Below are 20438 nucleotides of genomic sequence, written 5' to 3'. Positions count from 1 at the left end.
TCCTCAGCTCTTCGGCGGAGTGGTGCAGTTCTGGCCGGTGTAGGCGTCGCGGAAGGTGTCGTACACCGGCAGTTCCTTGCCGCCGCTGTACTTCACGATGAAGGCGCAGGAGGTGAAGATCCGCGGGTATCCGCCCACGTTGCCCTTCTGCCACTGGATCGGCGGGGTGAGGCCGATGTCGATGCCGCTCATGGTCGGCAGCGCGTCCCACAGGGCGGTGTTGGTCGGGTCGGGCACCTTCTTGGCCGCCTCGGCGAAGGCGAGGACGGCGGCGTAGGCGTTGAGCCGGAAGCCCCGCGTCTCGCTGATCCCCTGCTTCGACATGGCCGCGACGTAGTTCTTGGTGGCCGTGTTCTCGTACGACGGCGGCAGGTAGCCCAGTGCCTCGTAGAGGCCGTCCGAGGCTGTCCCGAGCGCGTCGGCGACCTTCTCCTTCTGCGTGCCGATGATGCCGATCGCGATGTTCGGCGCGTCCTTCTTGAGCTGCTTGATGAAGGCGGTCGAGTCGGTGCCCGGCAGCACGGTCAGGATGGCGTCGGTGCCGCCCGCGAGGACGGCCTGGACGTAGGGCGCCATGTCCGCGGCGCCGGTCGGCACGGGCACGTCGTTGAGGATCTTCTGACCGGCGGACGTGAGGCCCTGGTTGGCGAAGCCGCTGAACGCCCCGCCGCCGTCGATCTGGATGCGGGCCATGCTGATCTTCTTGAAGCCCTGCGCGGCCAGCGCGTTGGCCAGCGACGCGGTCTGGATCGGCGTGCTGCCGTCGAGGGGGAACTGCGCGATCTCCGTCAGGTCCGTGCCGGAGGTGACGGCACCGATGATCGGGATCTTCGCCTCCCGCAGGATCTTCTCGTGGCCCTTCTGCAGGGTGAGCTCGCCGACCACGGCCGACACCCCGAGGCTCTGGGCCTGGCGGGCGCAGTTGTCCGCGATGTTCGGGTCGTTGCCGGTCTTGCAGACGGTCATCTCGATCGGCCGTCCTTTGATGCCACCGTTCGCGTTCACCTGCGCCAGACCGGCATTCGCGCCGTCGACGAGCTCGGGGGCGGCACCCGAACCGGTCTCGTCGTAGATCAGCATGACCTTCACCGGGTTGCCGGCCGATGAGCCGCCGCCCGGGGCGGCGGCGGGTGACTTGGTCTTGTCGTTGCTGCAGGCGGATAACGCGAGTGGCAGAACAAGCATCGCCGCAGCGAGGCGGGTCCGCAGCGTCCTCATGGATGCCTCCATCAAGGCAAAGGGGATTGGGGGGTGTGAGCTGATACTGACATCAGTTTCAGATAAAGGGAACAGGAGACCGCTCAGGCTTTCGCGGCCGTCTTCACCACAGGCGCGGCCGGCTCGTGGCGGACGTCGTCGGGGGTCAGCTTCCGCGTCCAGGCCGCGAACTCCAGCAGGATGCCGTCGGGGTCGAAGAAGTACAGCGAGCCGACGTAGACGCCGTCGTGCATGCGCCGCGCGATCGTGGACGGGCTGTCGTCATGGAACACGACGTGCCCGACCTCCACGCCCTTGGCCTGGAGCCGCTCGCGGTACTCGTCGAACTTGTCGACCGGAATCTGCAGGGCGACGTGGTTCATCGACGCGACGGCGCTGGCGATGTCACCGACCCCGGGCAGCGCACCGGGATGGGTCACACCGGGCACCTTGTCCGGCGCACCCGGGAACCAGAAGAAGGCCAGGGCGTTGCCGCCGCCGCAGTCGAAGAAGAAGTGCTGCCCCATCCCGTTCGGCAGCTCGACCGTCTTGATCAACGGCAGGCCGAGCACGTTGGTGTAGAAGTCCACCGTGCGGCGCATGTCGCTGCACACCAGCGCGAGGTGGTTGATGCCGCCGATCTCGAATTCTCGCTCGGCCATGATGCGCCCTCCAGGGTTCAGTTGATTGAGCCGATCCCGGCCCGGTCGGCCACCAGTTCCAGGTGCAGTGCCGCACCGCCGGCGAGCTGACCGTTGGTGTGGGCCCGCTTGAGAAAGATGTGCGCGGGGTGCTCCCACGTGAAGCCGATGCCGCCGTACGTCTGGATCGCGCCCTCGGCCGCCGCCAGATAGGCGTCGGCGGCGGCGAGCTTCGCGACCGCGGCGGCCAGCGCCGAGTCCGGGGCGTCGGCATCCAACCGGCGCACCGCGTGGTCGACCGCCGCCACCGCCCCGTCGAGCTGACTCGACACGTCGGCCAGGCGGTGCTTGACCGCCTGGAACGAGCCGATGGGGCGGCCGAACTGCATACGCTGCCGGGCGTGGTCGACGGCGCCCCGCAGCACGGCCCGGGCCCCGCCGATCGAGTCCGCCGCGACCAGCGCGGCGAGCTCCGACCGCAGCCGCTCGGCCTTCCACTCGCCGTCGCGGCCGAGCGGCGTCGTCACCGCCCCGTGGAACTCGACATGCCACAGGACGCGCGACGGGTCGAGCGTGGGCAGCGGGCGCCGGACGACACCGCGGGCATCGGCCGGCACCACGAACAGATCCGGACCCGTCGCGATCACGAAGGTGTCGGCCGCTCCCCCCTCGAGCACGTAGGTACGCCCGCCGTCGGCCGGCACGAGCGCGACCCGATGCCGGCCGCTGACCGCGCCCGCCAGGAGCCGGTCCCGTTCCGGGGACGCGGGCGCGGCACGCAGCGCCCGCAGGCCGAACATGTGGCCCAGCAACGGCGTGGCGGCCGGCACGGCGCCGCACTCCTCGATCGCCACCGCCAGGTCCTCGAGCCCGAGCTCGGCGACACCGAGATCGAACAGCGCATCCCAGTTCCCGCCGGGTGTACAGCGGGCGACCACGGCGGCCACCGAGGAGCGCCACTGGTCGCGCTCGGCGGCGCTGAGCTGACTCATGGCCGGCTCATGACCGCAGCGCGGCGGCGGCCTGGCTGTCGAGGTACTCGTCGATGCGCGAGATCCGCCCGCCGGTCACCGTCACCACCAGGCACGCGGGGATCTCGAGCTCGGTGCCGTTGGGCGCGGTCCCCCGCAGCACGTGCTGCTCCACGTAGCCGGTCGGCGTCGCGTGGCGCACCACGTCCTCGTAGCGCTTGTCGCCGACCTTGCGGTGCAGCCAGTTCAGCACCTTGAGGTTCTCGTCGACGCGCTGCTCGTGCTGATCGTCGTTGTGCCAGACCACCACGTCGGGCGTGTAGATCTCGTCGCGCAGGGCGTCGAGGTCGTTGGCGTCGATCGCCGAGGCCAGCCGCTCGGCCAGCGCGAGCGAGACATCCGCCGGGCTGGTTCGGTAGTCGCTCGTCGTCATCGAAACTCCTTTTCCGTCAGTTGTCGCAGTGCGTGGTCAGCGCACGATCTCCGACCACGGCGCCTGGTCCCGGTAGTCGCCGCGCAGCAGTCGCTTGGCGACCACCATCCGGTGCACCTCGTCCGGGCCGTCGTAGATGCGCGCGTAGCGGGCGTCGCGGTACATGCGCTCGAGCGGCGTGTCCTCGGTGACGCCCAGCGCGCCGTGCACCTGCAGCGCGCGGTCGACGACGTCGTGCAGCATCTGCGCGCCGAAGAACTTGATCAGGGAGATCTCGATCCGGGCGTCCTGACCGGCGTCGATCTTCCGCGCCGCGTCCAAGGTCATCAGCCGGGCCGCCTGGATGTGCGCGGCCGACTCGGCGATGTAGCGCTGGACCTCGCCCTTCTCCGACAGCAGCGAGCCGTGCGCGAAGCGGGTCTTGACGCGGTCACACATCAACTCGAAGGCGCGCTGGGCCTGCCCGAGCCAGCGCATGCTGTGGGTGATCCGGCCCGGCCCGAGCCGCGCCTGGGCCACGGCGAAGCCGCCGCCCCGGGGCCCCAGCAGGTTCTCGGCCGGCACCCGCACGTTGTCGTAGCGGACCTCGCAGTGGTTGCCGCCGTAGTGGCCCATGGTCCGCACGACCCGCTCGATGTTGTAGCCGGGCGTGTCGGTGGGCACGAGGATCATCGAGAACTGCTGGTGCTTGGGCGCGTCCGGGTCCGTCTTGGCGAAGAGGGTGGTGTACATGGCGCGGTTGGCGCCGGAGGTGAACCACTTGTGCCCGTTGATCACCCACTCGTCGCCGTCGAGCACCGCAGTGGTCTGGATCAGCGTCGGGTCGGAGCCGGCGACCTCGGGCTCGGTCATGCCGATCGTCGGTCCGGTCACGCCCTCGAACAGCAACGGGATCCACTGCTTCCGCTGGGCCTCGGTGCCGAACTCCAGCAGCATCAGACAGTCCTGAAAGGACAGTGTGCCGAGGGCTTCTGTTCCCCAGTACGAACGCCCGACGATCTCGTTGACCATGACGTAGTCCATGAACGGCAGGCCGCCGCCGCCGATCGCAGCCGGGTGCCCGAGCGCCCAGACGCCCCGCTGCTTGGCCAGGCTCTTCAGCTCGGCCATCGCCTCGGCACTGCTCGCGTCGTTGCGATCCAGGACCGGTTCCCGCGGGATCAGCTCCTCGTCGACGAACCGCCGCACGTCGTGGCGCTGCTGGGCGAAGTCTCGGCTCGGCACGGACGCCACCTCCGAATTAGCTAATTCTAACATCAGTTTTAGTTTTACATCGACGCTGCCGCGCTGGTCAATGGCCGTAACGGTCAGCGCGGGATCTGCGCCCAGGGCGTGTCTCGGGGCAGGCCGGGCTCCTTGGGAAGCCGCAGCAGGCGCTCCCCGATGATCGTGCGCATGACGTCCGACGTTCCGCCGGCGATCGTGTAGGCCTGCGACTGCAGCCAGGTCCACACCGGGTCGTCCGGGGCCGGCCCGCCGGCCCGCACGGCGTCGGCGTCATAGACGAGCCCGGCCGGGCCGAGCAGTTCCATCGTGAAGCGGGCGATGCGCTGCTCCAGCAGGGCCCGGCGCAGCTTGAGACCGGACGCGCCCGGCCCGGGCCCGCCTTCGGCCCGCGTCCGCTGATCCCGCAGCGCGGACAGGCGCAGCACCTCGGCCTCGACCCACAGCCGGGTCAGCTCGACCCGCCGGTCCGGGTCGGACCCGGTCCGGCGCCAGGTGTCGACCGCCAGGGCGATGGCCCCCGACCCGCGCTCCCCGACCGACCCGCCGATCGCGGCCCGCTCGCTCGCGAGCATGGTGGTGGCGACCGCCCATCCGCCCCCGACGTCGCCGAGCCGTGCGTCGTCGCCCAGCCGCACCCCGTCCAGGAAGACCTCGTTGAAGTGCGCACCCCCGGTCAGGTCGCGCAACGGCCGCACCTGCACGCCCGCGGCCCGCATGTCGATCAGGAACGCGGTCAGCCCGGCGTGCTTCGGGGCGCCGGGGTCGGTGCGGGTCAGGGCCAGCCCGAAGCGGGCGGTGTGCGCCAGCGAGGTCCACGTCTTCTGCCCGTCGACGACCCACCCGGCGCCGTGCCGGTCGTCGCGTACGGCCCGCGTGGCCAGCCCGGCGATGTCCGACCCGGCGCCGGGCTCGGAGAACAGCTGGCACCAGATGTGCTCGGCCGTGAAGATCGGCCGGAGCAGCGCCCGCTGGGCCGGCGTGCCGTGGGCCATCAGCGCCGGCGCGACCATGCCGATGCCCATGGGGTTGCGCTCCCAGGACTCCAGCCGTCCGGCCGCCGCGAGCAGCGCGTCCACCTCGGCCTGACGGTCCGGGCCGAGGCCGAGCCCACCGCCCCCGGCGGGGTGGTGGACCCAGGCCAGTCCGGCGTCGAACTGGGCCCCCAGCGCCGCGGCCCGGTCGGCGCCGTCGGTGTCGCGAATGAAGCCGGCGACGCGCCGCCGGAGTTCGTCCTCGTTCACCGGATCAGTGACTCCCGTCCGGCCCAGTACCGGTCCTTCAGCTTGCGCTTGTAGAGCTTGCCGGTGGGCAGCCGGGGCAGCTCGGTCACGAAGTCCACGGAGCGGGGGCACTTGTAGTGGGCGATCGACGCCCGGCAGAAGGCGATCAGCTCCGCGGCGGTCGCCGGCCCGGCATCCACACCGGGGGCGAGCTGCACGACCGCCTTGACCACCTCCCCCAGATCGTCGTCGGGGACGCCGATCACCGCGGCGTCGTACACCTTCTCGTGGGTGATCAGGAGGTTCTCCGTCTCCTGCGGGTAGATGTTGACCCCACCCGAGATGATCATGAAGCTCTCCCGGTCGGTGAGGTACAGGTACGCCTCGTCGTCCAGGTAGCCGATGTCGCCGACCGAGCTGGCGCCGAGCTCGACGTCGCGCGTCGCCGCCGTCTTGCCGGGGTCGTTGAAGTACTGGAAGCCGGCCGGCCCCCGGAACCACACCGTGCCGGTCACGCCGGGCGGGCACAGGCTCCCGTCCTCGGCCCGGATGAGCAGTTCGCCACTCGCGGCCCGGCCGACGGTGCCCGGGTGGTCGAGCCACTCCCTCGAGGTGCAGAACGTGTAGCCGATCCCCTCGCTGGCGGCGTAGAACTCCAGGATGATCGGGCCCCACCAGTCGATCATCTGGCGCTTCACCTGGGGTGGGCACGGGGCCGACGCGAGGATGACCGTGCGCAGCGACGAGACGTCGGCGCGGCGGCGGCGCTCCTCCGGCAGCTTCAGCAGGCGGGAGAACATCGTCGGGACCAGCTGCGAGTGCGTGACGCGGTGGGCGGCGACGAGGTCCAGGTACCGCTCCGCGTCGAACGACTCCATGACGACCGCGGTCCCACCCGCCCGCAGCGTCATGGACACGCTGCCCTGCGGGGCCGAGTGATACAGCGGAGCCGGCGACAGGTAGACGCTGGACCCGTCGAGCCCCCACCGCTGGCTCTGGATGCGTGACCCGAGAGGCTCCTCGGACGGGTGCGCGACCGCGAGCGCGTGGTAGATGCCCTTCGGGCGCCCAGTGGTGCCGGACGAGTAGAGCATGGCCATGCCCAGCTGTTCGTCGGGAATCGGATCCGGCGGCAGGCCGGCGACGGCCCCGTCGTAGGACTCGAACGGCGCCGGCGGGTCGGCGCAGTCGGCCATCAGCCACCGTTCGACGCGGGGACACCGCCCCGGCAGCTGCCGGGCGAGGTCGAGCTTGGCGGCCGACGTGACCACGATCCGAGCGGAGCTGTCGTTGATGATGTACGCGGCCTCGTCCGGGGACAGATAGTGGTTGATGCAGGTGTAATACAGGCCGCTGCGTTCGGCGGCCGCCTCGCTCTCCAGCAGGCGCGGGTTGTTCTCCATGAGCATCGCCACGTGGTCGCCGAAGCGCAGGCCGCTGCGCCGGAAGAGATGCGCCAACCGGTTCGCCTCCGCCTCGTACTCACCGTAGGTGATCCGCGTGCCGGCCTCCGCCATGATGATCGCCACCCGGTCCGGACGGTCCTGCGCGATGTGTGCGGCGTACATCATCGGAGTGTGCCGCAGTCGTCGATTGTGTGCAATAGTGCAGACGAGCACCGCCGAAACGCCAGTTCTACGTGCTCCTGCCATCAGATTGTGCACATTCAGGGGAGCAATCGTGACGAAGCACGGTTCTTCAGGTCCGTTGTCGGGCGTCCGGGTCCTCGAGCTCGGCAGCTTCATCGCGGGACCGTTCGCGGGTCAGCTGCTGGCCGACTACGGCGCCGAGGTGATCAAGATCGAGCCGCCCACCGGGGGTGACCCGATGCGCCGATGGGGTGTCGTGCAGGACGGCCAGAGCCTCTGGTGGCCGGCCATCGCCCGGAACAAGAAGTCGGTCGCGCTGGATCTGCGCGACCCGGACGGCCAGGCCGTGCTGCGAGCCCTCGCCGCGCGCTGCGACGTCGTCCTGGAGAACTTCCGGCCAGGCACCCTCGACGCCTGGGGCCTGGGCTACCAGACCCTCGCCGACATCAATCCCGGCATCATCGTCGTGCACGTCTCCGGACTGGGGCAGACCGGCCCGCGGTCGCGCGAGGCGGGCTTCGGCAGCATCGGCGAGGCCATGGGTGGCATCCGGTTCACGACCGGTGACGCCGGGTCGCGCCCGGCCCGGACCGGCATCAGCCTCGGCGACTCCCTGGCCGCGCTGTTCGCCGTGGTGGGAACTTCCACAGCGCTGGTCGAGCGCGCGGCGAGCGGCCGCGGCCAGGAGGTCGACGTCGCCATCTACGAGGCGGTCGCGGCGCTCATGGAGTCCACGATGGTCGACTACGAGCGGGCCGGCATCCTGCGCACGCGAACCGGCAGTGTCCTGCCGGGTGTCGCACCGTCCAATGTGTACCGCACCGCCGACGGGGCCGACATCGCGATCGCGGGCAACGCCGACGCGGTCTACCGCCGGCTCTGCGACGCCATGGGCCGCCCGGAGCTGGCGACCGACCCGCGCTTCGACGACCACGAGGCCCGCGGCCGCAACTCGGCCGTGCTCGACGAGGAGATCGAACGCTGGACCACCTCGCTCCCCGTACCGGACCTGCTGCGGATACTCGCGGACAACGGCGTGCCGGCGGGAAAGATCTACACCGCCGCCGACATGGTCACCGACGCGCACTACGCCGCCCGGCAGATGGTGCTGCGGCCGGAGACCGCCGGCGGCACCGCGGGGCCGATGGCCGGCATCGTCCCGAAGTTCAGCCGCACGCCGGGCGAGGTGTCCGCGGTGGGGCCGCGCCTGGGCGAGCACACCCGCGCCGTGCTCGATGAACTGGCCGGGGTGGACGACAAGACGTGGGACGACCTCCTGCAGCGCGGGATCGTGGCGCAGTGAGCCCGCGCCGGACGGCCGTCGTCACCGGGGCCGGGCGCGGCCTGGGCCGGGCCTACGCGTTGGCCCTGGCCGCCGCCGGGCACGCCGTCATCGTGAACGACCTCGGTGCCGACGACGGACCCGCCGGAGCGGTCGTCGCCGAGATCGAGTCCGCGGGCGGCACCGCCGTCCTGAGCCGGCACGACGTGACGGACTTCGCCGCCACCAGCGAACTCGTCGGGCTCGCCGTCGACACGTTCGGCGGTCTCGACGTGGTGGTCGCCAACGCCGGCATCCTGCGCGACCGGACCCTGGCGTCGATGACCGAGGCCGAATGGGACGACGTCATCGCGGTACACCTCAAGGGCACCTTCACCGTCGCCCATCACGCCGCCGCCCACTGGCGGGCAAGGGCCAAGGCGGGCGCGGACGTCGACGGCCGGCTGATCACCACGACCTCCGCCTCCGGCCTGTTCGGCAACATCGGACAGTCGAACTACGCGGCAGCCAAGGCCGGCATCGCCGCGTTCACGCTCGTGGCGGCCCAGGAGCTGCGGCCGTACGGCGTGAGCGCCAACTGCGTGGCCCCGAGCGCCCTCACCCGCCTGACCGAGGCGCCGCTGCGCCGCTACGAGGGCGAGATCACCGACCGCCGGCGCGCGGAGCTCGACCCGAACTGGGTGGCGCGCGTCGTCGCCTGGCTCTGCCGGCCGGACACGCGCGACATTACCGGCCGCGTCTTCGACGTCCGCGGCCCGCAGGTCGGCATCGCCTCGGGCTGGCACCTCGAGCCGACCTTCACCCAGCCCGACGACCTCGACGAGCTCGACCGGGCCCTGCGGTCGGCCATCGCGGCCGCCCCGCCCGCCGCGGACATGGAAGGACAGCGTCATGACTGACGGACCATTGCGCGGTGTACGGGTCCTGGAGCTGCTCGGGATCGGACCCGAGCCCTTCGCGGGCATGCTGCTGGCCGACCTGGGCGCCGACGTGCTCGCGCTGCGCCGCCCCGGCCAGGTGCCCGGCGGCGGCGGGCTGGAGCGGGGCCGGCCCGTGGCCGGCGTCAACCTGAAGGACGCCGGGACCGCGGACGTCGTGCGCGGACTGCTGCCCTCCGTGGATGTGCTCCTGGAGGGATACCGCCCGGGCGTCGCCGAGCGGCTCGGGCTCGGCCCGGAGGACTGCCACGCCATCAATCCGCGTCTCGTCTACGGCCGGATGACCGGATGGGGGCAGACCGGACCGCTGGCCGACACGGCCGGGCACGACATCAACTACATCGCCGTCACCGGGGCCCTGCACGCCGCCGCGCGGGCCGGCCAGCCGCCGACGCCTCCGGCCAACCTCCTCGGCGACTTCGGTGGCGGCGGCATGTACCTCGTCACGGCGGTGCTGGCCGCGCTCGTCGAACGCGCGCGCACCGGCACCGGACGGGTGCTGGACGTGGCGATCACCGACGGCACCACCTACCTCGCGTCGATGCTGTACGGCATGCACCGCGACGGGCAGTGGCGGGACGAGGCCGGCACGAACCTGCTCGACACCGGCGCGCCCTACTACGACGTGTACGCCTGTGCCGACGGCCGCCACGTCGCGATCGGCGCCCTCGAACCCCAGTTCTTCGCGGCGCTGGCCGACCTGCTCGGGCTCGGCCCGCAGCTGCGCGAGGATCGCGACGATCCGGCCCGCTGGCCCGCGCTGCGCGCGGCGATCGCCGCGGCGGTGCTCACCCGGACCCGCGACGAGTGGGCCGCCCTCGCCGCCGGCACCGATGCCTGCCTTACGCCGGTGCTGACCCTCAGCGAGGCACCGCGGCACGGCCAGGCGGTGGCCCGCGCGGCCTTCGCCGACGGGATGCCCCGGCTTCCCCTCGGCCGCGCGGCGGCGACGGCGTCGGCCGCAGACGTCGTGCGGGCCTGGGGTGCGCCACCCGAACTGGCCGCCACGGTCACGCAGTGGCCGTCGACTCCAACTCGCTGACAAGGGGATCCACATGCATGACGCGGTGATCGTCGACATCGTCCGCTCCGCGTCGGGCCGCGGCAAGCCCGGCGGCGCGCTGTCCGGACTCCACCCCGTGGACCTGCTCGCCACCGTGCTGCGCGCGCTCGTCACGCGCACCGGAATCGAGCCCGCGCTGATCGACGACGTCATCACCGGCTGCGTCGGCCAGGCCGCCGAGCAGGCGGCCAACATCGGGCGCAACGCCGTGCTGGCGGCGGGCTGGCCGCTCACCGTCCCGGGCACGACCGTCGACCGGGCCTGCGGCTCGGGGCAGCAGGCGATGCACTTCGCCGCCCAGGGCGTGATGGCCGGGGCGTACGACATCGTCGTGGCGTGCGGGGTCGAGTCGATGAGCCGGGTCCCGATGGGCACCGCGATGGTCGGGGGCGCCGATCCGTTCGGCCCGGGGGTGGCCGCGCGGCTGGCCGGGAACGGCCTCGTGTCGCAGGGCATCGCGGCCGAGCTGGTGACCGCCCGCTGGGGCCTCACCCGCGCGCAGCTGGACACCTACGCCGCCCGTTCGCACGCGCTGGCCGCGAGGGCCGCCGCCGGGGCCTTCGCCAACGAGATCGTCCCGGTCGACGTGCCGGGCCGCGACGCTCCGCTGACGCAGGACGAGACCATCCGCCCGGCGACCTCGCCGGACGGCCTGGCCGGGCTCAGGCCCGCCTTCTACGACGCCGCCTCCGGCGAACGGTTCCCGCAGATCGGCTGGCACATCACCGCCGGCAACTCCTCGCCGCTGACCGACGGGGCGGCCGCAGCACTGATCATGAGCGCGGCGCGGGCGGCCGAGCTCGGGCTGCGGCCCCGGGCGCGGTTCCACGCCTTCGCCCTGGCCGGCGACGATCCGGTCATGATGCTGACCGCGCCGATCCCGGCGACCCGCAAGGTGCTGGCCAAGGCCGGCCTGACCATCGATGACGTCGACGCCTACGAGGTGAACGAGGCGTTCGCGCCGGTCCCGCTCGCCTGGGCGGCCGATCTCGGGGCGGACCCGGAGCGGCTCAACCCGCGCGGCGGCGCGATCGCGCTCGGCCATCCCCTCGGCGGCTCCGGGGTGCGGCTCATGGCGACCCTGGTGAACCACCTCGAACAGACCGGCGGCCGATACGGACTGCAGACCATGTGCGAGGCCGGCGGCCAGGCCAACGCCACCATCGTGGAACGGCTCTAGAACGGCTCTAGAACGGCACTTCGAACACCGCGGTGCCGGCGAGGTGGACCTCGCCGGTCTGCCGGGTCGCCTGGACCGCGACCGTGCAGACGGTGTGCGTCGCGGTCTCCTCGACGGCGGTGACCTCACCGGTGTAGGTGATGATGTCGCCCGGCCACGCGATGGCGCGGAACTGCACCTCGAACCGACGGACGTTGTCGGGGCCGAGGCGGTCCGCGACGAACGCGGCCAGGACACCGGCCTGCCGCATCCCGACGGCGAACACCGACGGGAACCCGGCGGCACGCGCGAACTCGGCGTCGTGATGGATCGGGTTCATGTCACCGGACGCGCCCTGGTAGCGCACGAAGTCGGTGACGGTGAGCGGGCCCTGCACCAGCGGCGCCCCCAGAGGGCCCACCGCCGGGCGCGACGCCGTCATTCGGCCGGCGCCGATGCCGTCGGGGCCTGCTCCGTCACGACGAGCGTGGCCCGGGCCTCGGCGACCAGCCGTCCGTCGGCGTCGCGGAACTCGGTGACGATGTCGGCGAACTCGAGCATGCCGCCGCGCCGGCCCTGCTTGGAATAGACGCGATCGATGCGCTGGCGGCCGTGCAGCACGGTGCCCGCCCGTGGCGGCGGCCCGTGGAACACGTACTGCTGGCCGCCGTGGAGGACCCGCGACAGATCCGGCGGCTCGTCACCCCACGGTGAACTGGCGTCCGTGGTCCAGAAGGCGCTCGACGCCAGGAAGGTGGGCGGGGAGATCGGGTCGTCGCCGCAGTACAGCGGATGCTCCGAGCCGACGGCCGCGGCGAACTCGCGGATCTTGCCCCGCTCGACCGTCATCGTGAACTCGGCACCCGACCGGCCCTCGAACTTCGACATCTGACCCATGTGTACATCGCCTCTTCCCACACGGTTGAGCCATGCAGCCGTGCTCGATTGTACACAATTCATCGGCCGTGCAGCACCTCGTCGTGCCTACGGAAACCGCCCGGCGCGCAGCAGCTGGCCGGGCAGCGGCCGGCCGAGCACCTCGGTGATCCAGGCCGAGACGGACAGCAGCGCGTCGAGGTCGACGCCGGTGCTCACGCCCTGGCCTTCGAGCAGGTAGACGAGGTCTTCGGTGGCGATGTTGCCGGTCGCGTTCGGCGCGAACGGGCAGCCGCCGATACCCGCGACGGAGCTGTCGAGCACCGACGCCCCCGCCTCCAGTCCCGCGATCGCGTTGGCATACCCGGTGTTCCGGGTGTTGTGCAGGTGCAGCCCGAGGGGGATCCCGAGCCCGGCCGCGCCGGTGAGCAGGCGGGTGACCTGCCGCGGCACCCCGACACCGATCGTGTCGGCGAAGATGAGCTCGTCCGCGCCGGTCGCCGCGGCCCGCTCCGCGATGGCCAGCACCCGTCCCGGGTCGACCACTCCTTCGAAGGGGCAGCCGAACGACGCGGCCAGCGTGATGCTGGCCCTTCGGCCGTCGGCGTGCGCCGCGGCCACGATCGCGGCGGCCTCGGCGAGCGACCGCTCAACGGCACGTCCCTGGTTGCGCTGGTTGAACGTCTCGGTCACGCAGAAGGCCATCCGGGCCTCCACGCACCGCGTCGCCGCCAGCCGTGTGTATCCGCGCTCGTTGAGCACCAGAGCGACATGGTCGACGCCGTCCACCGGCCGCACCGCAGCGCAGACCTCCTCCGCGCCGCTCATCTGCGGTACCCGGGCGGGATTGACGAAGCTGACCACCTCGACGCTCGTCAGCCCGGTGGCCGACAGCCGGTCGACGAACTCCGCGCGCACCCGGGGGCTCAGATGGTCCGGCTCGTTCTGCAGGCCGTCACGTGGGCCCACCTCGCAGATTCTGACGGTCACGGGCTCCCCCTGGTTTCGTGCTGGCGGGCATCCGCACGACACCCTCTTGACCACCAACGGCCGCCAACCTACCGTCCATTCGCTGGTTTGTACACAATCTAGGCCGGCACGGCATGCCGGCACAAGAATCGTCCGGCGTCGGTCCTGTCAGGGGCCGGTCTTGTCGGGGCGCCAGTCCGTCCACCACAGGTCGGCGATCCGGGCCGCCAGCCGCGGCGGGATCTCCTCGTAGTCCTTCTCCCCGCTGCGGGCGTTCCTGATGAAGGCCGACGTGCGTTCCCAGTGCATGCTGCGGACCAGCACCTGGTCGTGGCGGTGGCCCTGCTCGTCGAGCCACTGCCGCAGCAGGCCCATCGGGTCGTCCGCCGGGTACCTGGGACGGTCGACGCTGGCGAAGTACGTAGCCGCCCGCCGGCCTGTGGCAGACGACGGCGGTGCCGCCGACATCGCCAGCTTCGCGGCGGCGTCGGCCACCTCCGGCGGTACCGAATCCGGCGCCTGAAATCCCGCGAACTCGATGTGCCGGACCATGTCGTCGTCGGGCGCGCTGCCCCGGGACCGCAGGTAGTACGCGGACGCGTCCTGCCACACCCACACCCCGTCGGTCCGGTAGCTCAGCGGCACCGCGCGGCCCGCGCCCGGGTCCAGCGGATCGGCCTCGAGGCCCGAAACCCGCAGGACCACCGGCGCCGACTCCAGGTAGCCGGCCAACGCCTCCCGCTCGGCCGGGTCCAGCACGCGACGGCGGTCGGCCGAGAAGTACGGCACGCCGTCGTCGTCGACCGCGTCGAACACCGCGGCCACGAGCGGCGGGGCGGCCCGTTCATCCGGCACGCCGGTCACCGCTGGGCCTTCCTGTCGTTGTCGACCCAGCGCCCGCTCATGCCGACAGCCTATGGACAACCGCCGCTGCGCACCGCCCCGCCGCGGGCCGCGCTGTTCGTCCCCCGCGGGCGGGAGCGGGGTACGGTGCTTCGGTGAGCGGATCGACGGCGGTGCCGGACCCGGCCCAGCGAACGCGGGCGATGCTGGTGCTCGCCGAGCCCGACCTCGGCGCCAGCGCGTTCCGGCTCGACGCGGCGCAGCGTGCGCTCGACGCGGGCTGGGCGGGCACGATCGCCGAGCTGCTCGCCGTGCTGCGCGGCATCGATGAGCCGGGACGCGACGAGGTGGTGACCGACCACGCCGAGGCGCTTCGGGAGCAGCCGCACTACGGCTACCTCCTCGCCGTGGAGCGTGCGCTCGCCGAGCACGGGGTGCGGGTCATCGCCCGTACCGTCGAGACAGCCCACTCCCTGCAGGGTCAGCTCACCGTCGACCTGGCCGCCTCGGTGCCCGCGTTCCCCGACAGCCGCCGGTTCGACGTCGTCTGGGACGGCACCGGCGGCTGGTCGTTCCGCCTCGACCGCCGCACCGTCTCCTACTCCGACGGGCGGCGCGGCCGGTCCGTGTACTGGCAGCAGGGCCTCCTCCCCGAACCGGCCGCGGTCGCCGGCTGGATCGCCCGGGCGCTCGCCGGCGACCTGTCACTGCCGGCGCGACAGGGGTGGCACCTGGACTCCGGCGAGCTCATGACGGCGCTCCGGGCGCACGACTCCCCCACACTCGCCGACCCGGCGGTGCCGACCCGCACGTCGCTGGTACGGCCCGGCAGCCTCGACCAGATCCTGCAGCGCGGCTTCGACCGCACCCTGCCACCCCCGCCACGGGCCGGCGACGACGTCTACGTGCCGTCACGGTTCTGGCGCGACCTCGCCCCCGGCGCCGAGCTCCACGGCGGCCTCACCCAGATCGTCGAGGTCCGGGAGCGCCCCGGCGAGCTGGACTGGTACGAGGTGACCATCACCGTCGGCGAGTGGGAGGAGAACTTCGACTGGGACTGGCTCGCGGGGAAGCAGGCCGAGTTCCGCCAGCAGTACGGCGACGCCCGCGCCACCCTGGAGGGGTGGTAGCTCGGCTCACGGCTGGATCGCGGAAAGAATGGCAGTAACGATTCTGGAGGAGTGCTGATGCGGCGGTTCGAGGGCAAGGTCGCGCTCGTCACGGCGGCGGCACAGGGCATCGGGCGGGCCGTCGTCCGGCGGATCGCCGCCGAGGGCGGTGCGGTGGTCATCACCGACCTGCAGGAGGACGCGGTCGCAGCACTGGCCGAGGAGATCGGCGCGGAGCACGCGCTCGGCGTCAAGGTCGACGTCACCTCACGCCCCGACGTCGACGCCGCGGTCGCCGCGACGGTCGAGCGGTTCGGCCGGCTCGACCTGGTGGTGAACAACGCGGGCGGCTGCATCGTCACCACGATGCCCGAGGACACCTCGGCCGAGGACTGGCACCGCCAGCTCGACTTCACCCTCGTCGGCGCCGCCCGCTGCATCCAGGCGGCCATCCCACACCTGGTGAAGACCCGCGGCAACGTCGTCACGATCAGCTCGGTCAACGCCATCGCGGCCTTCGGCAACGTGGAGTACGCCGCAGCCAAGGCCGGCCAGATCGCGATGTCGCAGAACTACGCCGCCCGGTACGGCCCGCTCGGCGTGCGCTTCAACGTCGTCGCCCCCGGCACCATCCGGACACCGAACTGGGACGACCAGCCGGGCGCGCTGGACCAACTCAGAGCGATGTACCCGCTCGGCCGCGTCGGCGAACCGGAGGACGTCGCCGCGGCGGTCGCATTCCTCGGCTCCGACGACGCCGCCTGGATCACCGGCCACACCCTCCCCGTTGAGGGCGGCGTACTGACCGGCCCCAACCCGATCGACCTGAGCCCACCCGACACCCTCCACCAACGCCTTTAGCAACCGCGAAACCTCAAGGCCTAGACGCGCTTACGTTGATCTTGACGGTTCGGCGGCGCGGTGGTGCTGGCGGCTGACTGCGGGGTTCTACTGTGGCTGGGTGATACGCACAGTGAGAAGGCGATGGCCGCCACGCTGCTGCCCACACTGTCGTCGGACTGGTTGCTGATGGCCGACCGGTGCTTCTACAGTTTCGAGGCGTTCAGCGCGGCAGCGCTTACTGGCGCGGCGTTGTGTTGGCGGGCGCCGACCCAGCTGCGTCTGCCGGTGCTGGAAGTTCTGTCCGATGGCACCTATCTGTCCGTGCTGATCGACCCGCAGATCCGGGGTCAGCACCGTGCGCGGCTGCTCGCGGAGGCAAAAAGCGGCGCCAAGCCGGATCCCGCTGCCGCGCATGTGGTCCGCATCATCGAGTACGACATCCCGAATCGCGACAGCAGCGAATTGATCGTTCTGATCACCAATATTCACGACCCGGCCGATGTCACCGCGGCCGAGCTGGCCGGCAGCTACCAGCAACGCTGGGAAGCCGAGGCACCCAACGGCCAGCTCAAGATGTTTCCGCGCGGTCCCGGCAGGGTGCTGCGCTCACGCAGCCCGGACCTGGTTCATCAAGAGGTCTGGGCCTACCTGCTGGTCCAGCACGCGATCAGCGCCCTGATCTGCCAGGCTGCCAGCGGCGCCGACATCGACCCGGATCGAGTCAGCGTCATCAAAGCGGCGCGCGCCGCCCTGAGCCGGCCCTCGTCCAGTTCTACCCACTACAGCCAGGATCTTGCCCGCTCATGTGGTCATGATGCCGCAGGAGCCTGAGCTCAACATCCGCGAGGCTTCATTGCGATGAGGTCATTCGTGCTGTGTCACGTTGATGACCGTGCCGCTCGGGTCTCGGACGAAGAAGCGGCGCAGACCCCACTCCTCGTCCGTGAGGGGGTAGACGATCTCGGCTCCGGCCTCGACAGCGCGGCTGAACACGGCGTCGACGTCGTCGACCTCGATGGAGATGTCGGGGTGCACGCCGGCCTTGACGTCCAAGCTCATGACGCTGAGTTGCACCTCACGACGGTCCGTCCCGAAGAACAGGATCCAGTCCAGACCGGCCTGCTCCTGCAGCCCGACCACCGTCGTGTAGAAGGCCCGACTCTCATCGAAGCGATCGGATCGGATGTTGGGCTTGATCCGCTTGACAGCCATGCCCCGAGTCTATGGCGTGACGAATGAGCAGGCACCGGCATGTCAGCGCCCAGGAAGGCTTGGCCCGGGTCCGGAGTCGCCGCCGGTTGGGCCCTTCCAGCGGTACAGGTGTTCGGGGCGACCGGTCGCGCCGTAGCGCAGGCTCATCAATGCCAGACCGTCCTGCTCGAGAGCGGCTAGGTAGCGTTGCGTGGTGGCTCGCGCGATGCCGAGTTCGGCTGCGATCTCCGCGGCGGTTCGTGCCGTGTGGGGCAGCACCTGGAGGCGTTCCGCGACGAGCCGGGCGGTGACGCTTGAGTGTCCCTTCGGCGTGACCGTGCGGTCGCCGGAGTGCAGGTGGCGTCGGCAGCGGTCAATGTCTTCCTGGTTGAACGTGCCGCCGGACGACATGGCGAGCGCTGTTCGGTAGCGGCTGTACGCGGTGAGGCGGTCGACCAGCTGTTCGGCCGTGAACGGCTTGAGGAGGTAGTTCAGTGCGCCGTGTGCGAACGCTTTGCGGACGGCGGCCGCATCGGACATCGCCGTCAGCATGATGGTGTCGACGTCGGTCTCGGCCAGCACCGTGAGGCCCGAGTCGTCGGGCAGGTAGGTGTCGAGCAGCATCAGGTCAGGTTGCTCATGGGCGAGCATCCGGCGGGCGTCGGCCGCCGTCAGGGCCGTTCCGACGACCCGGAATCCGGGCACCCGGTCGGTGTAGCTCACGTGGACCTTAGCGACCCGGAAGTCGTCCTCCACCACCAGGACTCGGATCATCAGTCGACCTCCGCTGTTCGGTCAGCGGGTGTGCGACGGGACCACATCTCCGGCTGAACCAGCCACGCCTCGCCGCTGAGTTCGTGAACCGCGCGTCGGCTGCAGCGGGCCCAGATTAGGTTTGCACGTCGCGTCGTGTCAATCGCGTCGCTCGTCATGCAGGCACGACGAGCGACGCAGGGACCGGACCCCGGGCCATCTGCCATCCGTGAACCGCCGCGAGCAAAACGCGCGAAACCTCCAGAACGTCAATTGCCTTCGCAACAACGGCAAGGCTGGAAGCCAGCTGGCCGGCTCCATACCCTCCTCCGCAACACCCGGTGAAACACCCCTGTAATCGCCGGGCAACACAAGGAGGAGACGTGACCCAACCCGTGATCGAGTTGAGGGAGGCAACCAAGCGCTTCCGCGGCTCGACCGGAATCATGACAGCGGTTCAGAACCTCACCATGACCATTCGCCCCGGCGAATTCGTGGCGGTGGTCGGCCCGACCGGCTGCGGCAAATCCACCACGCTGTCATTGGTTTCGGGCCTCGAACCGGCATCTTCCGGTGAGGTTCTGGTGGGCGGCAAGCCGGTGCAAGGAATCCCGGCGGGCATCGGCTACATGTTCCAGCAGGACGCGATCATGCCGTGGAAGAACGTGCTGGACAACGTCGCCGCCGGACCGCGTTTCCGTGGCGTGCGCAAGGCTGACGCGCGTGCCGTCGCGACGACCTGGGTCGAGCGGGTCGGCCTCGCCGGCTTCGAGTCCTACTACCCCCATCAGCTTTCCGGTGGCATGCGCAAGCGGGTAGCGCTCGCGCAGACGCTCGTCAACGAACCGAAGATCATTCTGATGGACGAGCCGTTCAGCGCGCTGGACGTACAGACGCGCAGCCTGATGCAGGACGAGCTGCTGCGACTGTGGGCCGGCACCGGCGCGGCCGTGATCTTCGTGACGCACGACCTCGAGGAGGCGATCGCACTCGCCGACCGGGTCGTCGTGCTGACCGCCGTCCCGGCGACCATCAAGGCCGACTTCGTGATCGATCTTCCTCGACCCCGTGACGTCGAGGAGATCCGTCTCACCACGGCGTTCCTCGACATCTACCGCGAGATCTGGGACTGCCTGCGCGAAGAGGTCGCCCGAGCGAGAAGGGGAGCGACGCTCAATGCTGCCTGACACCGACGTACCGCGGCACCCGACGCGGGCACCGTCCGCAGACGCCGAACGCGCGGCGGTCGCGGCCGCGCGCAGATCACGGCACCGCCATCTCGCACTGGTCTGGGGCGTCCGGCTCCTGCTGGTCACGGTCGGCCTGTCGGCGTGGGAACTCGCCGCGCGCTACTGGGTCGACTTCGACGGGCGGACCCACTTCAGCAAGCCGCTGGACTGGAAGGACCACGCCCAACGCTGGGGCATCGACCAGTTCTTCTACTCCCAGCCCTCGCAGATCTGGCAACGCCTGCACGACTGGTTCACCGTCGGGCCGAGCAGCGGCCCGATCTGGGAGCACATCGGCGTCACCCTCTGGGAGGCGACGTCGGGCTTCGTCATCGGGTCGATCGCCGGCGTCGTGCTCGGCATCCTGCTCGGCCGGGCCCGCTTCGCCGCGGAGGTGCTCGCCCCGTTCATCAAGGCCGCCAACGCCATTCCGCGGATCGTGCTCGCGTCACTGTTCGTCATCTGGTTCGGCCTCGGCCTGTCCTCCAAGATCGCCACCGCCGTCGTCCTCGTCTTCTTCGCGGTCTTCTTCAACGCGTTTCAAGGCGCCCGCGAGGTGGACCGCAACCTGGTCAACAACGCCCGCATCCTGGGGGCGAGCCGGACGAAGGTGCTCACCTCCATCGTCATCCCGAGCGCCACATCCTGGATCCTGGCCTCGCTGCACGTCGCCTTCGGCTTCGCGCTGATCGGCGCGGTCGTCGGTGAGGTCATCGGCGCCAAGCGCGGCCTCGGCCTGCTGATCGCCCACTCCCAGGGCACCTTCGACGCGGCCGGGATCTACGCCGGAATGATCATCATCACCGTCGTCGCCCTCGGCGCGGAGTGGCTGCTCACCGCGCTCGAGAAACGCCTGCTCCGCTGGCGCCCGCCTTCGGCGAGCGAAGCCAGCCATGTCTAGCGAC

General features: G+C 70.9%; 22 protein-coding genes. 9 read left to right on the top strand and 13 right to left on the bottom strand.

Going from position 1 to position 20438, the window contains the following annotated elements; all coding sequences use genetic code 11:
- Positions 1-3 precede the first annotated feature (3 nt).
- The 7 genes from ABZ321_RS47660 to ABZ321_RS47630 all read right to left on the bottom strand — a co-directional run bounded on the left by ABZ321_RS47660 (position 4) and on the right by ABZ321_RS47630 (position 7257).
- Positions 4-1218: an ABC transporter substrate-binding protein gene (locus tag ABZ321_RS47660; RefSeq protein WP_354903009.1), complete on the bottom strand. Its 1215-nt coding sequence runs from the start codon at positions 1216-1218 to the stop codon at positions 4-6.
- 83 nt (positions 1219-1301) lie between these two features.
- The gene (locus tag ABZ321_RS47655; protein WP_344513068.1) at positions 1302-1859 is read right to left on the bottom strand and encodes a VOC family protein; all 558 of its coding nucleotides are present in this window, start codon (positions 1857-1859) and stop codon (positions 1302-1304) included.
- Between the two features lie 17 nt (positions 1860-1876).
- A complete protein-coding gene (locus tag ABZ321_RS47650; RefSeq protein ID WP_344513069.1) occupies positions 1877-2830 on the bottom strand; it encodes an acyl-CoA dehydrogenase family protein in 954 nt (317 codons plus the stop codon).
- A 7-nt stretch (positions 2831-2837) separates the two neighbouring features.
- Positions 2838-3242, bottom strand: a complete 405-nt coding sequence (locus ABZ321_RS47645) for a nuclear transport factor 2 family protein (RefSeq protein ID WP_354903007.1) — start codon at positions 3240-3242, stop codon at positions 2838-2840.
- Between the two features lie 36 nt (positions 3243-3278).
- Positions 3279-4466 (bottom strand): acyl-CoA dehydrogenase family protein, encoded by a 1188-nt coding sequence (locus tag ABZ321_RS47640; RefSeq protein WP_344513073.1) that lies wholly within the window; start codon positions 4464-4466, stop codon positions 3279-3281.
- Positions 4467-4549: 83 nt separating this feature from the next.
- Positions 4550-5710, bottom strand: a complete 1161-nt coding sequence (locus tag ABZ321_RS47635) for an acyl-CoA dehydrogenase family protein (protein ID WP_354903006.1) — start codon at positions 5708-5710, stop codon at positions 4550-4552.
- On the bottom strand, positions 5707-7257 hold the full coding sequence (locus tag ABZ321_RS47630; RefSeq protein WP_354903005.1) for an AMP-binding protein: 1551 nt from the start codon (positions 7255-7257) through the stop codon (positions 5707-5709). The genes ABZ321_RS47635 and ABZ321_RS47630 overlap by 4 nt, the downstream gene beginning before the upstream one ends.
- A gap of 112 nt (positions 7258-7369) precedes the next feature.
- Between ABZ321_RS47630 and ABZ321_RS47625 the strand changes: the two genes are divergently transcribed.
- Genes ABZ321_RS47625 through ABZ321_RS47610 form a run of 4 tightly spaced genes read left to right on the top strand, consistent with a single transcriptional unit; the run spans position 7370 to position 11741 of the window.
- On the top strand, positions 7370-8581 hold the full coding sequence (locus ABZ321_RS47625) for a CoA transferase (protein WP_354903004.1): 1212 nt from the start codon (positions 7370-7372) through the stop codon (positions 8579-8581).
- Complete coding sequence (locus ABZ321_RS47620; RefSeq protein WP_354903003.1) at positions 8578-9459, top strand: SDR family NAD(P)-dependent oxidoreductase; 882 nt, start codon at positions 8578-8580, stop codon at positions 9457-9459. Before ABZ321_RS47625 ends, ABZ321_RS47620 begins: the two co-directional genes overlap by 4 nt.
- Entirely contained in the window at positions 9452-10540 is a 1089-nt protein-coding gene (locus ABZ321_RS47615; protein WP_354903002.1) for a CaiB/BaiF CoA-transferase family protein, read from the top strand. The genes ABZ321_RS47620 and ABZ321_RS47615 overlap by 8 nt, the downstream gene beginning before the upstream one ends.
- A gap of 13 nt (positions 10541-10553) precedes the next feature.
- Entirely contained in the window at positions 10554-11741 is a 1188-nt protein-coding gene (locus ABZ321_RS47610) for an acetyl-CoA C-acyltransferase (RefSeq protein ID WP_354903001.1), read from the top strand.
- Positions 11742-11748: 7 nt separating this feature from the next.
- Here the strand turns inward: ABZ321_RS47610 and ABZ321_RS47605 are convergent, their stop codons facing one another.
- The 4 genes from ABZ321_RS47605 to ABZ321_RS47590 all read right to left on the bottom strand — a co-directional run bounded on the left by ABZ321_RS47605 (position 11749) and on the right by ABZ321_RS47590 (position 14420).
- On the bottom strand, positions 11749-12117 hold the full coding sequence (locus ABZ321_RS47605; RefSeq protein ID WP_354903000.1) for a MaoC/PaaZ C-terminal domain-containing protein: 369 nt from the start codon (positions 12115-12117) through the stop codon (positions 11749-11751).
- Positions 12118-12158: 41 nt separating this feature from the next.
- Positions 12159-12608 (bottom strand): MaoC family dehydratase N-terminal domain-containing protein, encoded by a 450-nt coding sequence (locus tag ABZ321_RS47600; RefSeq protein ID WP_354902999.1) that lies wholly within the window; start codon positions 12606-12608, stop codon positions 12159-12161.
- Between the two features lie 96 nt (positions 12609-12704).
- Positions 12705-13586 carry a hydroxymethylglutaryl-CoA lyase gene (locus ABZ321_RS47595; RefSeq protein ID WP_354902998.1) on the bottom strand — a complete coding sequence of 294 codons (882 nt, stop codon included), beginning with the start codon at positions 13584-13586 and terminating at the stop codon, positions 12705-12707.
- A gap of 147 nt (positions 13587-13733) precedes the next feature.
- Positions 13734-14420, bottom strand: coding sequence for a hypothetical protein (locus tag ABZ321_RS47590; RefSeq protein ID WP_354902997.1), 687 nt, complete (start codon positions 14418-14420; stop codon positions 13734-13736).
- A gap of 143 nt (positions 14421-14563) precedes the next feature.
- Here ABZ321_RS47590 and ABZ321_RS47585 point away from each other — a divergent pair, with 143 nt between their 5' ends.
- The 3 genes from ABZ321_RS47585 (at position 14564) to ABZ321_RS47575 (ending at position 17191) form a co-directional block, all read left to right on the top strand.
- The gene (locus ABZ321_RS47585; RefSeq protein WP_354902996.1) at positions 14564-15538 is read left to right on the top strand and encodes a DUF6292 family protein; all 975 of its coding nucleotides are present in this window, start codon (positions 14564-14566) and stop codon (positions 15536-15538) included.
- A gap of 57 nt (positions 15539-15595) precedes the next feature.
- Entirely contained in the window at positions 15596-16378 is a 783-nt protein-coding gene (locus tag ABZ321_RS47580) for an SDR family NAD(P)-dependent oxidoreductase (RefSeq protein ID WP_354902995.1), read from the top strand.
- Between the two features lie 123 nt (positions 16379-16501).
- A complete protein-coding gene (locus ABZ321_RS47575; RefSeq protein WP_354902994.1) occupies positions 16502-17191 on the top strand; it encodes a hypothetical protein in 690 nt (229 codons plus the stop codon).
- Between the two features lie 33 nt (positions 17192-17224).
- On the opposite strand, the gene ABZ321_RS47570 is transcribed toward ABZ321_RS47575, so the two are convergent.
- Positions 17225-17572 carry a VOC family protein gene (locus ABZ321_RS47570; RefSeq protein WP_354902993.1) on the bottom strand — a complete coding sequence of 116 codons (348 nt, stop codon included), beginning with the start codon at positions 17570-17572 and terminating at the stop codon, positions 17225-17227.
- Positions 17573-17614: 42 nt separating this feature from the next.
- The gene (locus ABZ321_RS47565; RefSeq protein ID WP_344513103.1) at positions 17615-18325 is read right to left on the bottom strand and encodes a response regulator; all 711 of its coding nucleotides are present in this window, start codon (positions 18323-18325) and stop codon (positions 17615-17617) included.
- 362 nt (positions 18326-18687) lie between these two features.
- Between ABZ321_RS47565 and ABZ321_RS47560 the strand changes: the two genes are divergently transcribed.
- Both ABZ321_RS47560 and ABZ321_RS47555 read left to right on the top strand, forming a co-directional pair.
- Positions 18688-19491, top strand: coding sequence for an ABC transporter ATP-binding protein (locus ABZ321_RS47560; protein ID WP_344513105.1), 804 nt, complete (start codon positions 18688-18690; stop codon positions 19489-19491).
- Entirely contained in the window at positions 19481-20434 is a 954-nt protein-coding gene (locus ABZ321_RS47555; protein WP_344513107.1) for an ABC transporter permease, read from the top strand. Before ABZ321_RS47560 ends, ABZ321_RS47555 begins: the two co-directional genes overlap by 11 nt.
- The last annotated feature ends 4 nt before the right edge of the window (positions 20435-20438 follow it).

This window comes from Dactylosporangium sp. NPDC006015, from assembly GCF_040614215.1.
GTDB lineage: Bacteria > Actinomycetota > Actinomycetes > Mycobacteriales > Micromonosporaceae > Dactylosporangium > Dactylosporangium maewongense.
The sequence above is the reverse complement of the archived record's forward strand: the minus strand, read 5'-3'. Positions and strand labels throughout refer to the sequence as shown.

Excerpts from the sequence above, each read along its gene's own strand:
- ABZ321_RS47615 (WP_354903002.1), top strand. The coding sequence starts at position 9,452 with ATGACTGACGGACCATTGCGCGGTGTACGGGTCCTGGAGCTGCTCGGG.
- ABZ321_RS47650 (WP_344513069.1), bottom strand. The coding sequence starts at position 2,830 with ATGAGTCAGCTCAGCGCCGCCGAGCGCGACCAGTGGCGCTCCTCGGTG.
- ABZ321_RS47645 (WP_354903007.1), bottom strand. The coding sequence starts at position 3,242 with ATGACGACGAGCGACTACCGAACCAGCCCGGCGGATGTCTCGCTCGCG.
- ABZ321_RS47570 (WP_354902993.1), bottom strand. The coding sequence starts at position 17,572 with ATGGCTGTCAAGCGGATCAAGCCCAACATCCGATCCGATCGCTTCGAT.
- ABZ321_RS47600 (WP_354902999.1), bottom strand. The coding sequence starts at position 12,608 with ATGTCGAAGTTCGAGGGCCGGTCGGGTGCCGAGTTCACGATGACGGTC.
- ABZ321_RS47655 (WP_344513068.1), bottom strand. The coding sequence starts at position 1,859 with ATGGCCGAGCGAGAATTCGAGATCGGCGGCATCAACCACCTCGCGCTG.
- ABZ321_RS47630 (WP_354903005.1), bottom strand. The coding sequence starts at position 7,257 with ATGTACGCCGCACACATCGCGCAGGACCGTCCGGACCGGGTGGCGATC.
- ABZ321_RS47610 (WP_354903001.1), top strand. The coding sequence starts at position 10,554 with ATGCATGACGCGGTGATCGTCGACATCGTCCGCTCCGCGTCGGGCCGC.
- ABZ321_RS47580 (WP_354902995.1), top strand. The coding sequence starts at position 15,596 with ATGCGGCGGTTCGAGGGCAAGGTCGCGCTCGTCACGGCGGCGGCACAG.
- ABZ321_RS47565 (WP_344513103.1), bottom strand. The coding sequence starts at position 18,325 with ATGATCCGAGTCCTGGTGGTGGAGGACGACTTCCGGGTCGCTAAGGTC.
- ABZ321_RS47555 (WP_344513107.1), top strand. The coding sequence starts at position 19,481 with ATGCTGCCTGACACCGACGTACCGCGGCACCCGACGCGGGCACCGTCC.
- ABZ321_RS47575 (WP_354902994.1), top strand. The coding sequence starts at position 16,502 with ATGGCCGCCACGCTGCTGCCCACACTGTCGTCGGACTGGTTGCTGATG.
- ABZ321_RS47660 (WP_354903009.1), bottom strand. The coding sequence starts at position 1,218 with ATGAGGACGCTGCGGACCCGCCTCGCTGCGGCGATGCTTGTTCTGCCA.